Origin of the sequence: Deinococcus grandis (assembly GCF_001485435.1) — a bacterium.
Lineage (GTDB): Bacteria > Deinococcota > Deinococci > Deinococcales > Deinococcaceae > Deinococcus > Deinococcus grandis.
In genome coordinates this window covers 16,185-29,348 of record NZ_BCMS01000001.1, presented here as the reverse complement: position 1 = coordinate 29,348, position 13,164 = coordinate 16,185, and the positions used below count along the sequence as shown (strand labels likewise).

General features: G+C 71.7%; 13 protein-coding genes. 4 read left to right on the top strand and 9 right to left on the bottom strand.

Annotated features, from left to right (window positions below):
- Positions 1-14 precede the first annotated feature (14 nt).
- Positions 15-653, top strand: coding sequence for a helix-turn-helix domain-containing protein (locus DEIGR_RS00165; RefSeq protein WP_058974270.1), 639 nt, complete (start codon positions 15-17; stop codon positions 651-653).
- 69 nt (positions 654-722) lie between these two features.
- Here DEIGR_RS00165 and aguB read toward each other — a convergent pair whose 3' ends face one another.
- From aguB to DEIGR_RS00135, 6 genes are all read right to left on the bottom strand, one after another.
- Positions 723-1,610: an N-carbamoylputrescine amidase gene (aguB, locus tag DEIGR_RS00160; protein WP_058974269.1), complete on the bottom strand. Its 888-nt coding sequence runs from the start codon at positions 1,608-1,610 to the stop codon at positions 723-725.
- Positions 1,611-1,723: 113 nt separating this feature from the next.
- Positions 1,724-3,304: a thiol-activated cytolysin family protein gene (locus DEIGR_RS00155; RefSeq protein ID WP_058974268.1), complete on the bottom strand. Its 1,581-nt coding sequence runs from the start codon at positions 3,302-3,304 to the stop codon at positions 1,724-1,726.
- A 114-nt stretch (positions 3,305-3,418) separates the two neighbouring features.
- Positions 3,419-4,021 carry a response regulator transcription factor gene (locus tag DEIGR_RS00150; RefSeq protein WP_058974267.1) on the bottom strand — a complete coding sequence of 201 codons (603 nt, stop codon included), beginning with the start codon at positions 4,019-4,021 and terminating at the stop codon, positions 3,419-3,421.
- Complete coding sequence (locus DEIGR_RS00145; RefSeq protein ID WP_083523862.1) at positions 4,018-5,190, bottom strand: sensor histidine kinase; 1,173 nt, start codon at positions 5,188-5,190, stop codon at positions 4,018-4,020. Before DEIGR_RS00145 ends, DEIGR_RS00150 begins: the two co-directional genes overlap by 4 nt.
- Before the next feature lie 122 nt (positions 5,191-5,312).
- A complete protein-coding gene (locus DEIGR_RS00140) occupies positions 5,313-6,134 on the bottom strand; it encodes an ABC transporter permease (RefSeq protein WP_058974266.1) in 822 nt (273 codons plus the stop codon).
- On the bottom strand, positions 6,131-7,039 hold the full coding sequence (locus DEIGR_RS00135; RefSeq protein ID WP_058974265.1) for an ABC transporter ATP-binding protein: 909 nt from the start codon (positions 7,037-7,039) through the stop codon (positions 6,131-6,133). Before DEIGR_RS00135 ends, DEIGR_RS00140 begins: the two co-directional genes overlap by 4 nt.
- A gap of 168 nt (positions 7,040-7,207) precedes the next feature.
- Between DEIGR_RS00135 and thrC the strand changes: the two genes are divergently transcribed.
- The 3 genes from thrC (at position 7,208) to DEIGR_RS00120 (ending at position 10,414) form a co-directional block, all read left to right on the top strand.
- Positions 7,208-8,632 (top strand): threonine synthase, encoded by a 1,425-nt coding sequence (thrC, locus tag DEIGR_RS00130; RefSeq protein ID WP_058974264.1) that lies wholly within the window; start codon positions 7,208-7,210, stop codon positions 8,630-8,632.
- A gap of 110 nt (positions 8,633-8,742) precedes the next feature.
- Positions 8,743-9,726 carry a potassium channel family protein gene (locus DEIGR_RS00125; protein WP_058974263.1) on the top strand — a complete coding sequence of 328 codons (984 nt, stop codon included), beginning with the start codon at positions 8,743-8,745 and terminating at the stop codon, positions 9,724-9,726.
- A 37-nt stretch (positions 9,727-9,763) separates the two neighbouring features.
- Positions 9,764-10,414, top strand: coding sequence for a DsbA family oxidoreductase (locus DEIGR_RS00120; protein ID WP_058974262.1), 651 nt, complete (start codon positions 9,764-9,766; stop codon positions 10,412-10,414).
- A 3-nt stretch (positions 10,415-10,417) separates the two neighbouring features.
- On the opposite strand, the gene DEIGR_RS00115 is transcribed toward DEIGR_RS00120, so the two are convergent.
- The 3 genes from DEIGR_RS00115 to DEIGR_RS00105 all read right to left on the bottom strand — a co-directional run bounded on the left by DEIGR_RS00115 (position 10,418) and on the right by DEIGR_RS00105 (position 13,153).
- Positions 10,418-11,530: a GNAT family N-acetyltransferase gene (locus DEIGR_RS00115; RefSeq protein ID WP_058974261.1), complete on the bottom strand. Its 1,113-nt coding sequence runs from the start codon at positions 11,528-11,530 to the stop codon at positions 10,418-10,420.
- A 180-nt stretch (positions 11,531-11,710) separates the two neighbouring features.
- Positions 11,711-12,094 carry a hypothetical protein gene (locus DEIGR_RS00110; protein ID WP_058974260.1) on the bottom strand — a complete coding sequence of 128 codons (384 nt, stop codon included), beginning with the start codon at positions 12,092-12,094 and terminating at the stop codon, positions 11,711-11,713.
- Between the two features lie 3 nt (positions 12,095-12,097).
- Positions 12,098-13,153, bottom strand: coding sequence for an agmatine deiminase family protein (locus DEIGR_RS00105; RefSeq protein ID WP_058974259.1), 1,056 nt, complete (start codon positions 13,151-13,153; stop codon positions 12,098-12,100).
- Between the last annotated feature and the right edge of the window lie 11 nt (positions 13,154-13,164).

Below are 13,164 nucleotides of genomic sequence, written 5' to 3'. Positions count from 1 at the left end.
GGTACGCTGCGCGCATGCCGCGAACCTGGATGCGCCTGGACGACCCGCATGCCACCCGGCTCGTCCTGAATCCCGACTACGCGCACCTGCTGGGTCTGCTGATGACCCGCGAGTGGACCGCCGCGGGGCTCGCCCGGCACCTGCACCGCCCGCTGAACGCCACGCATCACCGCCTCACGCGGTTGCGGGACGCCGGGCTGGCCGTCACGCGCGCCGAGCCCCGCCGGGGCCGCCCCGTGCAGCACTACCGCGCGGTGTCCGACGCGTTCCTGATCCCCTATCACCGCACCACGCTGGGCAGCCTGGAGGACCTGATCGGCCTGCACGAGGACACCTTCAATGCGGTCTTCCACCGCGCGGTCGTGCAGGCGGGCCTGCCGCTCGTGCAGCGCGAGGAGGACATCGCCGTGCGGCTGTACACCACGCCCGGCGGCACCCGCATGGACATCACCCCCCGCGCCGGGAGCTTCGACCTGCTGGACCTGCTGCGCGACGACGCCCCGGCCCTGACCGCCAACTGGGGCACCCTCCACCTGACCCGCGAGGACGCCAAGGCCCTGCAACGCGACCTGCAGGCGCTGCTGAACCACTACGGCGCGCGCGGCGGTCCCGACGCGTACCTGTACCGCCTGAATCTCGCCCCGGCAGATTGAGGGTGTGGGAAGTAGGCAGTGGGTTGTAGGGATGTTCTCACAGCCCACAACCCACTTCCCACAACCCCCTTACCCGCGCCGGGTGACGCCGTCGGTCGTCAGGAGGGGGCCATACAGTTCGGGGCGGCGGTCGCGGAAGAAGCCCATGCCCGCGCGGAACTTGCGGGCTTCACGCAGGTTCAGGGTGTGCAGGAGGGGGCCTTCCTCGGTGTCGCCGAATTCCGCGACCATCTCGCCGGTGTAGTCGCTGATGAACGTGTGCCCGTAGTACGTCTGCTCCAGGTCCCCGACCCGTTCGGTGCCGATACGGTTCGCGGCGGCCACGTACGTGCTGTTGCTGACGGCGTGCCCGATCATGGCCCGCTGCCACATGTGATGGCTGTTGGGCGTCTCGACCTCGGCGGGTTCGCTGCCGATCGCGGTGGGGTACAGCAGGAAATCCGCGCCCTGCAGCATCATCACGCGGGCCGTTTCGGGGTACCACTGGTCCCAGCAGATGCCCACGCCCACGCGCCCGAAGCGGGTGTCCCACACCCGGAAGCCGGTGTCGCCGGGGTTGAAGTAGTACTTCTCCTCGTAGCCGGGCCCGTCGGGGATGTGCGTCTTGCGGTAGTTGCCCAGCAGCGTGCCGTCCGCGTCGATGCACACGAGGCTGTTGTAGTGCGCCTGCCCGGCCTTCTCGAAGTACGACAGGGGCAGCACCACACCCAGTTCGCGCGCCAGCTCCTGAAAGCGGCCCACGAACGGGTGCCCGTCCAGCGAGTGGGCGAGATCGAAGTACTCCTCGCGTTCCACCTGGCAGAAGTACAGGTTCTCGAACAGTTCGGGCAGCAGGATCACCTGCGCGCCCTGCGCGGCCGCGTCACGCACGTGGGCGATGGCGCGGCTGACGTTGTCTTCCATCTGATCGGTGACGTGCATCTGCACGACGGCCAACTTCACGGTCTCGGGGCTCATGGCCCACACGCTACCGGATGCACCGGCGCGTAATGGTGCGCGCGGACTTCAGGGCGGCTTGCAGAACCGGCCCTGCCGCGCGGGTGCGGGTGGGGCCGTCCGGCGGGGGCGGGTCAGTTCAGGCGGCTGAATTCGATGATCAGGATGCCGTCCGCGTCGGATTCCCCGCGCCGCCGGATCTCGCGGCGGACGGTGGTGCGGCCCGGGTCGGCGCGGAACTCGGCGGCGACGGCGTTCAGGTCGATCAGGTCGTTGAAGTTCCCCACCACGTCATTCGCGCTGGTCTTGTCGTAGTCCATGACGCTGCCGCTGATGCGGGCGCTGCGCGGCTCGTCGTAGTTCAGGGTCAGCGGGAGGGGCTGGGCGGTCACGGTGAAGGTCTGGCCCTTGTACAGGTCGAAGTGGCTGCCGGAGCCCACGTTCCACAGGGCCTGCCCGTCCCAGCTGAGGCTGCCGTAGATGTCGTCGTACTTGCTGTCCTGGGGTTCGATGGACTGGTAGTACATCCGCATGCTGACCTTCACGCTGGCGGGGTTGCACACCGTCGCGGCGTACCGGCCGGTCGTGTTGAACGCCGCGTACAGGCCGCTGTCCACGTCGCGGGCGGTGTAGCTGATCGGGACGAGCGTGGTGGGCGTCGCGGGCCGCTGGAAGTACGAGCCGAGTTTCTGCGTGCGGATCAGGTCCACGACCGCCTGCTCGTCGCCGCCGCTGGCGTACACCTTGAACGAGCTGCCCTGGATGACCTTCTTCACGTCCACGTTCAGGCTGCCGCTCGCGCCGTACGCGACGCCCTCGTACGCGGCCTGCAGGGCCAGTTTCATCTCCTGACTGCTGTAATTGCTCGTCATGGTGACCATCAGCAGGCGGCCGTAAGTGAGGCTGTCGATGTACGCCGCGCCGCTGACGGCCGTCAGGTCCTCGGGCGTGGGGTTCAGCAGGAACGCGTCGCGCGCCGGGCGGCCCCCCAGGTCGGCGTTCACGGTGAAGGCGTTCTGCACGAACGCCGCCGTGACCGTGTTGTTCAGGCTGCTGCTGGCGCTCGACAGGTTCATGGACACCTTGCCGGTCAGGTAGCGGGCGTTCAGCCCTAGGTTCAGGGCGCTCGTCTCGGCGGTGCTCTGCTCGGTCACCTCGTAGCGGGTGCTCGACCCGTACGGCGTGCCGCTCAGTGCCTGCCGGATGCCGGCCAGGGCGCCGTTGTACGCGCTGAGGTTCGGCTGGATGGTCGCGCTGCCGTTCGCGATGGGCAGCGCCGTCGTGACCCGGTACGGCGCGCGGCGGGATTCGGGCACGTTGACGGCCCTCAGGGACCCCAGGCCGTTCTGGAGGGTGCTGGCGTCCACGAGCGACCCCACCCACATCTTGTCGCCGTCGAGGTTGTACGTGGCGTACTCGATGGGGGCCGTCGCCACGTTGAAGGTCTCGCGCGAACACACCAGCGGCCCCGCGCTGCCAGCCGCGGCGTACGAGTCCTTCGTGACGCTGCTCTTCTTCAGCGGCTGCGTGCCCGGCACGAGCAGGGGCCGCAGCCCCAGGCCCGGCACCGGTACGGGCAGGGGACGCGGCACCACGGTGGGGGCCCGCACGGGCAGCGGGAACGCACCCTGCGCGGCGGCGGGCGCGGCACTGGGCGCGAGCAGGGCAGTCAGCAGCAGCGCGTGAACGGGACGGACGGGACTGGATCGGCGCATGGGGAACTCCTGGGAACCACCGGGATGTTCAGGCGCGCACTCGCGGCCCGGGGGGGTGGTGACGCCCGCAGCATGCGCGGCCACCCATGATCAACCCGTGATCGGGCCCCCGCGTCACAGCCAGCCCTTCTCCCGGGCGGCGCGGGCTGCCTCCACGCGGGTCTCGGCGCCCAGCTTTCCGATCGCCTCGGACAGGTAGTTGCGCACCGTGCCCTCCGACAGGCCCAGCGCGGCGGCAATCGCGGCGGTGCTCGCCCCCCCCTCGGCCTCGCGCAGCACCTGCCGTTCCCGCTCGGTCAGCGGATCACGCTCTCCCCAGGCTTCCGCGGCCAGCTGCGGGTCCACGGCGCGGCCCCCGGCGTGCACCTGCCGGATCGCGGCGGCCAGTTCGGCGGCCGGGGCGTCCTTGAGGAGGTACCCGCGCGCGCCCACGTCCAGCGCGCGGCGCAGGTACCCGCCGCGCGCGAACGTCGTGACGATCACCACCCGCGTGCCCGGCGCGTCGCGCGCCACCCGCGCCGCGAGGTCCAGCCCGCTCAGGCGCGGCATCTCGATGTCCGTGACGAGCACGTCCGGCCGCAGGCTCAGCACGCCCGCCCAGGCGGCCTCGCCGTCGGCGGCGGCCCCCACCACGTCCAGGTCCCCCTCCAGCGACAGCAGTGCGGACAGGGCGCCGCGCACCAGCGCCTGGTCCTCGGCCAGCAGCACGCGGATCACGCGCGCCCCCGCGCCCCGGCCGGGACCGGACGGGCCGCGCGCTCGTCCTCGCCGGGCAGCGTGGCGGTCAGGGTGGTGCCGCCCCGCCCGTCGCGCGCCAGCGTCCCGCCGATGGCCCGCAGCCGCTCGCGCATGCCGGTCAGGCCGCTCCCCTCGGGGCCCAGGCCGCCCACGCCGTCGTCGCGGACGGTCAGCTGCCAGCCGCGCCCGTGCGGGGTCAGCGTCACGTCCACCGTGCGGGCGCGGGCGTGCCGGACCACGTTCGTGACCGCCTCACGCAGCAGCATCGCGGCGGCCGCCTCGGTCGCGGGCGGCAGGGCGCACAGGGCGCTGCCCACCGTCAGGCGCACCCCGGCGGCGTCCAGCGCCACCTTGGCGCGGGCCAGTTCGGCACTGAGGCCGCTGCCGCGGTAGCCGCTCACGGCGGCGCGTACCTCGCCCAGCGCCTCGCGGCTGATGCGCTCCACCTCGCGGATCTCCTCGGCGGCCCGCGCCGGGTCGCGCCCGGCGAGCTTCCCGGCCAGCTCGCTTTTCAGCACGATCACGCTCAGGGTGTGGCCCAGCAGGTCGTGCAGGTCCCGCGCGATCCGCTCCCGCTCAGCCTCGGCCGCCAGCCGCTCCTGCTCGGCATGCGCGGCGGCCAGTTGCGCGTCCGCCACGCGCCGCCGGTAGGAGGCGTGGTTGCCGTACGCGGCCACCAGCGTGAACAGCATGTTCGGGGCCAGCCACGCCAGGTCCCCCGGCGCGTACGTGCCGTTCCAGAAGGGCAGCAGCATCAGCGCGACGTTCAGGATCGCCAGCCACGCCGCCAGCCCCGTACTGGCCTGGAAGCCGATCATGCTGCCGCCGTAGATCAGGTACGCGCTCGCCCCGCCCGGCGCGAGCGGCAGCAGCAGCGCGTACGTCACGACGCTCAGCGCCCAGCCGCCCACGCTCCAGCGCGGGTCGGGGCGGCCCCAGAAGCTGCGCAGGAACACCCCCACGAACACGGTGTTCAGGCCCCAGAACAGCGCCGCCGCGCCCGGCCCGTGCGGCGCGTCCAGAAACGCCCGCACCGGGTAGAACAGGAACGCCAGCCACAGCAGCGGAAACACGTGCCAGAACAGCAGCGTCCGCCCTGATCGGCGTATCTCGTGCGGTACCTGCTGCGCGAAGGGAATGCGGTTCATGAAGCCTCCAGAAGCGGCCGGGTGAGGAGTCAGGGGACAGCGGGATGAGGCCGGTCGCCCCCCAGGATGCCTGAAACGGGGGGTGCGGTCACCGCTCCTGGCGGCCCGCCTCCCCCCGGTGATCAGCCCTCGCGGCTCTCGTCGCGTTTCAGGCCCCATGCGGCCAGCGCGCCGAACAGGGCGGCGAAGCCCAGCAGCGCCAGCCAGTGCCCGGCCTCGCCCGCCGTCTGCCCGGCCACCGTGCCGCGCGCCACGGCCCCCAGGTGGTACGCGGGCAGGTACGGCGCGACCTTCTGCACGAACGCCGGCATCTGGTCCAGCGGGGTGAACAGGCCCGACGCGAAGGACATCAGGACACTCACGAGGTTCGCAGTGATCTGCGCGCCGGTCGGCGTGACCAGGAAACCGATGCTCAGGCCCAGCGCGATCAGCGGCACCATGCCCAGCAGCAGCTTCGCCAGCAGCAGCAGCGCCGTGCCCGCCGGGATGCTCACGCCGCCCGCCACGTGCGCGAAGGTGTACAGCACGCCCAGGCTCAGCGCGCTGAACAGCAGCGCCGCGCCCACCTTCGCCGCGAAGTACACGCCCGCCGGCAGCGGCGACGCCCGCAGCAGCCGCAGCCACCCGCCGGTGCGTTCCAGCGCTACCGCCGACCCGAACGAGAACATGGCCAGGGACAGCAGCGAGTACGCCCCGAAATTCACCAGGATCAGCGGCCCCACCTTCAGGCCCGACGCCGTGGTCTCGTTCACGGCGCTCAGGCCGAACAGCGCGAAGAACATCACCGGGAAGCCGATGGTGCCCACCGCGAACATCGGGTTGCGCAGCATGCGGCGCAGCTCGGCCAGCACCAGCTCCCCCAGGGCGCGCAGGCGCGGCGCGCGGCGCGTGTCGGTCGCCGGGGCGGGCAGGTCGGTGGGCCGGGCAGAGGTCAGGTGGGTCATGCGGTCACGTCCTTCCCGGCGGGTCCGGCCGGGGCGGTCAGCGAGAGGAAGGCGTCTTCGAGGCTGGCGCGCGTGACCTCCAGGTTCGAGAAGGGCACGTCCCGCGCGATCAGGGCGCGCAGCAGCGCCTCGGGGGCGCCCGTGCGCAGCTGCGCGTGCCCCTGGGCGTCCACGCGGACGTCCTCGGCCCCCGGCAGGCAGCGCAGCTCGGCCAGCACCAGATCCGACGTGAAGCTCACGCGCGTCCCGCCCGCCTGCGAACGCAGCGCCTCCGGGCTGCCGTCGGCCAGCACCGCCCCGGCGTTCATGACGACCACGCGGTCCGCGGCCCGCTCGGCTTCCTCCAGGTAGTGCGTGGTGAGCAGGACCGTGCGGCCCGCCGCCTTCAGGGCGGTCACGGCGTCCCAGAACGCCAGTCGGCTCTGGGCGTCCATGCCGGTGGTGGGCTCGTCGATCAGCAGTACCTCGGGGTTCCCCACGGCAGCCAGCGCGAACGCCAGGCGCCGCTTCTGCCCACCAGACAGTGCGCCCGAACGGCGGTGCGCCACGCCCTCCAGGTCAGCCAGGGCCAGCGCCTGCGCCACCGGTAGCGGCGCCGGGTAGAAGGACGCCAGCAGCGTGACCGCCTCGCGCACGGTCAGCGCGGGCGGCAGCGCACTCTCCTGCGGCATCGATCCGATCCGGGCGCGCACCACGTCATCGCGTGGGTTGCCGCCCAGCACGCGCACCTGACCCGCGCTGGGCGCCGCCAGCCCCAGCATCAGGTTGATGGCGGTGGTCTTGCCCGCCCCGTTCGGGCCCAACAGCGCCGTGAGTTCCCCGGCGCGCACGCTCAGGTTCAGGTCCCGCAGCGCCGTCACCCGCCCGAAGGTCTTGTTCACGCCGCTCAGTTCGATCGCGTTCATGCCCCCAGCGTGCCAGGACCGCGCGGCGCGCCCCAGTGCCGCCTGTCAGGCGTGCCGGGTGACAGGTGTCATGTGGGCGCGCAGGCGGCACACCCCGTCCACTCCGGATCCGCCGGTCTGGCTAGTCCCCGGCGCCGCCCCGGGCAGGGTGGTGGGTAGAGTGACCGTATGAAGTACGTCTCCACGCGTGGCGCGACCCTCGGTTCCTTCTCGGACGTGCTGCTCTCGGGTCTCGCCCCGGACGGCGGTCTGGCGATGCCGGAGGTCATTCCCACGGTCACGCCTGAGCAGCTGGAGGCGTGGCGCGCCCTGAGCTACGCCGACCTCGCCTACGAGGTCATGCGGCCCTTCATCACGGACATCCCCGAGGGGGACCTGCGCCGCCTGCTGCGCGACACGTACACGGAAGAGGCCTTCCACAGCCCCGAGATCACGCCCCTGACCCCACTGGGCGACAGTGGTCTGCACCTGCTGGAACTGTCGAACGGGCCGTCCCTGGCGTTCAAGGACATGGCCATGCAGTTCCTCGGGCAGGTGTTCGAGTACGTCCTGGAGGCCCGGGGCGAGCGGCTGAACATCCTGGGCGCCACCAGCGGCGACACCGGCAGCGCGGCCGAGTACGCGATGCTCGGCAAGGCCCGCGTGAACGTCGTGATGCTCTCCCCGCACGGCCGCATGAGCGCCTTCCAGCAGGCGCAGATGTTCAGCCTGCACGAGCCGAACATCTTCAACCTGGCCGTGGAAGGCGTCTTCGACGACTGCCAGGACCTCGTGAAGGCCGTGAACGCCGACGCGGACTTCAAGGCCCGCTACGACATCGGAGCCGTGAACTCCATCAACTGGGCGCGGGTGCTGGCGCAGGCCGTGTACTACTTCCGGGCGTACCTCGCCCTGAACCTCCCCGCCGGGGCGGAGGCGGACTTCAGCGTCCCGTCCGGGAACTTCGGGAACGTGTTCGCCGGGTACCTCGCCAGGTCCATGGGTCTGCCCGTGGGGCAGCTGATCGTCGCCAGCAACGAGAACGACGTCCTGCACGACTTCTTCAGCGGCGGCACCTACCACGTCCGCCCCGCCGACCGGGTCGCGGTCACCAGCAGCCCCAGCATGGACATCGGCAAGGCCAGCAACTTCGAACGCTACCTGTACCTGATCGCCGGCGCGGACGCCGCGCAGACCCGCGGCTGGTGGGATGAGGTCGGCCAGAGCCGCCCCGTCGCTCTGAGCGGCACGGCCCACTGGGACGCCGTGCAGGCCAGCGGCTTCCGCAGCGGCCGCAGCACGCACGCCGACCGCCTGCGCACCATCCGCGCCGTGTTCGACACGCACGGTCGCCTGATCGACCCGCACACCGCCGACGGCGTCCTCGTCGGGCAGGCCTACCGGCGGCCCGGCGTGCCCATGATCTGCCTGGAAACCGCCCTCCCCGCCAAGTTCGGGGAGACCGTGCAGGCGGCCGTGGGGCAGACCCCGGGGCGCCCCGCCCGCTTCGACGGCATCGAACAGGCGCCCAGACGCTTCCAGGTCATTCCCAACGACGTGCAGACCCTCAAGGACTTCATCGCGGCGCACCTCACCGCCAGAGAGCCCGCCTGACGGGAACCCCACGCACCGTACCGCGTACCCTGAAGCGTGCCGCGATTTCTGCTGCGTGACCTGAAGGGTCTGGGCTTCTGAGCGGACCGCTGCGCGCCTACACTTGAGGCATGAACCGCCGTCCCGCCGTGCTGCTGGCCCTGATCGCGGGGCTGGTGGTGTTCGGCACGGTCGGGTACCGGCTGCTGGAGGGCTGGTCGTGGCTGGACTGCCTGTTCATGACGGCCATGACCCTGACGACCGTGGGGTACGGCGCGCCGGGCGAGCTGCACACGGACGGCAAGGTGTTCAGCGTGGTGCTGATGCTGGTCGGCATCGGGCTGATGCTGTACCTGCTGACGCTGCTGGCCGAGACGATGCTGCGGACTGTGACCGACCCGGGCGCGGCGCGGCGGCGGCGGGAGAGGAGAATCATGAGCCTGAAAGGTCACACGATCGTGTGCGGGTACGGGCAGGTGGGCGAGGCGGTCAGTGTGGCGCTGCGGGGCGCGCGGCGCGAGGTGGTCGTGGTCGATCACCGCCCGGAGCATCTGGAGTGGGCGCAGACGCAGGGGCTGCACACCCTGGTCGGGGACGCGACGGACGAGGACGTGCTGCGCCGCGCGGGCATCGAGCGGGCGGCGTCGCTGGTCACGGTGATCAACAGTGACCCCAGCAACCTGTACGTGGTGCTGTCCGCCAAGGGCCTGAATCCGGGCGTGCGGGTGATCGCGCGGGCGAGTGACGAGGCGGCGGCCCGCAAGATGCGCCGTGCCGGGGCGGACGAGGTCGTGAATCCGTACCAGCTGAGCGGGAACCGGATCGCGGCGATGATGCTCGCGCCGCGCCTGAGCCGCCTGCTGAGCGGGGACGTGGTCAGCGAGCACTTCACGATCCGGGAGCTGAGCGTGCCGCCGGGGCTGGTGGGCCGCACGGTGGCGGACCTGGGCCGCGAGACGGGCGCACTGGTCGTGGCGATCTGGCGCGACGGGCAGCCGCTGCGCAGCCGCGCCGAGGACGTCCTGCGGGCCGGGGACGCCGTGCTGGTCGCGGGCGCGGCGGCCGAGGTGGAGGCGGTGGAGGCCGCCCCGGCGGGCGGAGTGCAGCCCGCGTGACGTTCCGCCGCGCCGCGCAGGGTGTACGGTGCCCCGCATGACCCGAGCGACCGAGCTGTACTTCGATTTCCTGTGCCCCTACGCGTGGCGCGGCGTGGAACTCGCCGCCGTCCTGAAAACGGAGGGCGAGGCGTTCACCCTGCGGCACTACTCGCTGGTGGAGGGCAACCATGCCCAGAACGCGAAGGAACTGACGTGGCGCGTCACGGATCAGAGCCTGAACGCCCCGGACGGCGAGGGATACATGAAGTACCTCAAGCCCGGCCTGCGCGCGTTCCTGGCGTCCCACGCGGCGGCCCGGCAGGGCGACTCGGCGCACTGGGCGTTCACGCTGGCCCTCTTCCGCGCCCACCACGAGCGCAAGGAGCCCCTGACGGACGAGGCCATCCACGCGGCGGCGCAGGAGGCCGGGCTGGACCTGGACGTCTTCGCGCAGGCCCTGGCCGACGATCAGGCCCGCCGCGCCGAGCTGCGCGCCGAACTGGACGCCGCGCGCGAGGTCGGGGTGTTCGGCACGCCCACGTTCGTCCTCCCGACCGGCGAGGCCGCGTACTACCGCTTCGAGACCCTCACCCGCGAGCCCACCCAGGCGCGCCAGTGGTGGGACCTGTACCGCGCCGTCCTGACCAGCGGGGCGGGCATCGGCACGATCAAACGCGCCAGGAACCGTCCGCCCCGCCGCGCCTGACGTTCAGCGGGTCAGGCCGCTGCGGCGGTCCATGTACGCCGCGTACGCCGGGTCGAAACTGCGCAGCAGCACTGCCATGACGCCGTGCTCGTCGACCTGCACGCCCTGAAAGCGGAAGCCCGCGCGGAGCTTCGGGACGATCACGGCGTTGTTCGTCAGGTGGTGATGACTGCGCACCAGCGGGTAACCTTCGCCGTGCAGGGCGTCCAGCACCACGGGCAGCAGGCGGGTGTACACGCCCCGCCCCCGGTGCGCGGGCAGCAGCGCGGTGTTCACCATGTACGCCGTGCGGGTGTCCCACGCGCGGCTGGCCTGCCACCCGGCCACCCGCCCCGCGTGGCTGATCAGCCAGCTCCACAGCGGACCGCGCGGCGCGGGCGCGGGCTCACGGTCGCCCCAGTCGAACGAGTCCGTCTCGTACGCGCTGGCTTCCAGCTGCGCGTACACCTCCCGGTACGTGGCGGTCGGCACGCGGTGCAGGGCGTACCCGCCGCCCAGATCCACGCCCGCCTCGGCGTCCGCCGGGAGGGGGAGGCCGGGCGCGTCGGCCAGACCGGGCAGCCCTTCGTCCGGGACGCCCAGTCGCCGCGCCGCCTCCCCTGAGGGCGCACGGAAGCCGCTGCGGACGTGCATCGCCTGCATGTACGCCCCGTCCAGGCTGAGGGTCAGCGCGGCATTCACCCCGCCCTCGTAGGCGCTGAGGCCCTGCAGGTGAAACCCGGCCCGGAGCTTCGGGAGGATCACGGCGTTGTTCGTCGCGCGGTGGTGACTCTGCACCAGCGTGAATCCCGCCGCGCGGAACGCGTCCAGCAGGTGCGGCAGCAACCGCGAGTACACCCCGCGCCCCTGATGCTCCGGCAGCAGCCCGGTATCCGCCATGTACACCGTCCGCTCGTCGCGCGCGTGCGCGTGATGCCAGCCGATCAGGTCCGCGCCGTGGAACACGCCCCAGTTCCACGACTCGCCCAGCGGCGGGGCCGCCCGCACCGGCGGATCGAACGCGAACAGCGAATTCCCGCCGAAGATCCGGTCCTCCAGACGCGCGCACGCCGCCCGGTACGCCTCCAGCGAGATCGGGCGGGCCGAGTACCCGCCGCCCAGGTCAAGGTCGGTCATACGGACTCCGATTGAATGGGTTGCAAAGCCCGCTGGATCCGAGCGGATGCGACTCGTAGAGCTGCCCCGCAGAGGAGGAGAAAAACGGGTTTCGGGCGTGAAGCTGGCAGATCGGTGGGGTTCCGATCGGTCAGCGAAACAGACGGAATCCGTATCACGCCGACACTCTGGCACACATCCTCAGCGGGTGCGGCTCATGTGGAGGTTGTACACCCGACCCTGCCACCCGGCGTTCCCCTGCAGGGCGTAATGGATGTCCTCCAGCGGCACCTCGCGCCCCTGGGCGTCCGCGAAGCGTTCGGCGTCCAGCGGGCGCAGCCCCAGCGTCTGCTCGATCAGGTGCAGCAGGCGCGGCTCATCCAGCAGGTCGCGGAAACTCCCGAACGACACCTGCCGCCCGCTGCCCGGCGCGACACTGCCCATGTACCGGGGGCGGGCCGCGTCGCAGGCCGGACAGGGCCCCAGCAGGCCCAGCTGCTGCTCATACACCAGCCAGCGGTGTCCGCACGCGGGGCACGCCACGGTGCAGCTCGGCTGATCGTCGGGCAGCGGCTGGAACGGCATGGGTCAGGCCTCCTGCATCCAGGGCGTCCCGGCGGGCTGCTGCTGCGTCACGCAGTGGAAGCTGCCGCCGCCCTCGATGATCGCGCGGCTGCTCAGGCCGATCACCTCGCGCCCGGGGAACAGGGGTGTCAGGACTTCCAGGGCGCGGGCGTCGTTCGGATCGCCGTACTGCGGGACGACCACGAACCCGTTCCCGATGTAGAAGTTCGCGTACGTGGGCGGCAGGCGACCCTCCGCGCCCTCCAGGTAGGTGGCGGGCAGGGGCAGCTCCACGATGCGGAACGGCTGCCCGTCCTGGTCGGTCATGGCCTTGAGGTCCGCGAGGTTCTTCGCCATGACCGCGTGATTGGGGTCCTCCGGGTTCGGCTCGACGCTGGTGACGATGGTCCGCTCGTCGGTGAAGCGGGTGATGGTGTCGATGTGCCCGTCGGTGTGGTCGTTCTCCAGCCCGCCGTCCAGCCACAGGAGTTTGCGCACGCCCAGCGTGTCGGCCAGCAGGAACGCGTAGCCTTCCTCGGTCAGGCCGGGGTTGCGGGTGTCGGTCAGGAAGCACGACCGGGTGGTCAGGCCCACGCCCAGGCCGTTCACCTCCAGCCCGCCGCCTTCGAGCACGAACGGCTGCGCCCAGCGGTGCGTGCCCAGCTGATCGGCGACGTACTCGGGCACGCGGTCGTCGCTCTCCCACTTGAACTTCCCGCCCCAGGAGTTGAACCTCCAGTCCACCAGCGCCAGGTCAGCGCCACGCTTCACGAAGATGGGGCCGTTGTCGCGCATCCACACGTCGTCCAGCGGCACGTCGTGGAACGTCACGTCCGCGCCGCCCAGCCGCGCGCGGGCGTCGGCGCTGCTCTCCTCGTCCCGCACGAGCAGATGCACCGGCTCGAAACGGGCGATGGTCCGCACCAGCTCGGCGAACTCGGCGCGGACGCCCTCCAGGTGCCCGAACCACAGGTCGTCGTCGGCGGGCCAGCTCATCCAGGTGGCGGCGTGCTCGGCCCACTCGGCAGGTATGGCGAAGCCCAGGTCGCGGGGCAGGTCGGCGGGGTTCACGTCAGACATGGGGGTCATTA

Bases quoted from the DNA above. Each gene is read 5' to 3' on its own strand.
- DEIGR_RS00165 (WP_058974270.1), top strand. From the start codon at position 15: ATGCCGCGAACCTGGATGCGCCTGGACGACCCGCATGCCACCCGGCTC.
- aguB (WP_058974269.1), bottom strand. From the start codon at position 1,610: ATGAGCCCCGAGACCGTGAAGTTGGCCGTCGTGCAGATGCACGTCACC.
- DEIGR_RS00155 (WP_058974268.1), bottom strand. From the start codon at position 3,304: ATGCGCCGATCCAGTCCCGTCCGTCCCGTTCACGCGCTGCTGCTGACT.
- DEIGR_RS00145 (WP_083523862.1), bottom strand. From the start codon at position 5,190: ATGAACCGCATTCCCTTCGCGCAGCAGGTACCGCACGAGATACGCCGA.
- DEIGR_RS00140 (WP_058974266.1), bottom strand. From the start codon at position 6,134: ATGACCCACCTGACCTCTGCCCGGCCCACCGACCTGCCCGCCCCGGCG.
- DEIGR_RS00135 (WP_058974265.1), bottom strand. From the start codon at position 7,039: ATGAACGCGATCGAACTGAGCGGCGTGAACAAGACCTTCGGGCGGGTG.
- thrC (WP_058974264.1), top strand. From the start codon at position 7,208: ATGAAGTACGTCTCCACGCGTGGCGCGACCCTCGGTTCCTTCTCGGAC.
- DEIGR_RS00125 (WP_058974263.1), top strand. From the start codon at position 8,743: ATGAACCGCCGTCCCGCCGTGCTGCTGGCCCTGATCGCGGGGCTGGTG.
- DEIGR_RS00120 (WP_058974262.1), top strand. From the start codon at position 9,764: ATGACCCGAGCGACCGAGCTGTACTTCGATTTCCTGTGCCCCTACGCG.
- DEIGR_RS00115 (WP_058974261.1), bottom strand. From the start codon at position 11,530: ATGACCGACCTTGACCTGGGCGGCGGGTACTCGGCCCGCCCGATCTCG.
- DEIGR_RS00110 (WP_058974260.1), bottom strand. From the start codon at position 12,094: ATGCCGTTCCAGCCGCTGCCCGACGATCAGCCGAGCTGCACCGTGGCG.
- DEIGR_RS00105 (WP_058974259.1), bottom strand. From the start codon at position 13,153: ATGTCTGACGTGAACCCCGCCGACCTGCCCCGCGACCTGGGCTTCGCC.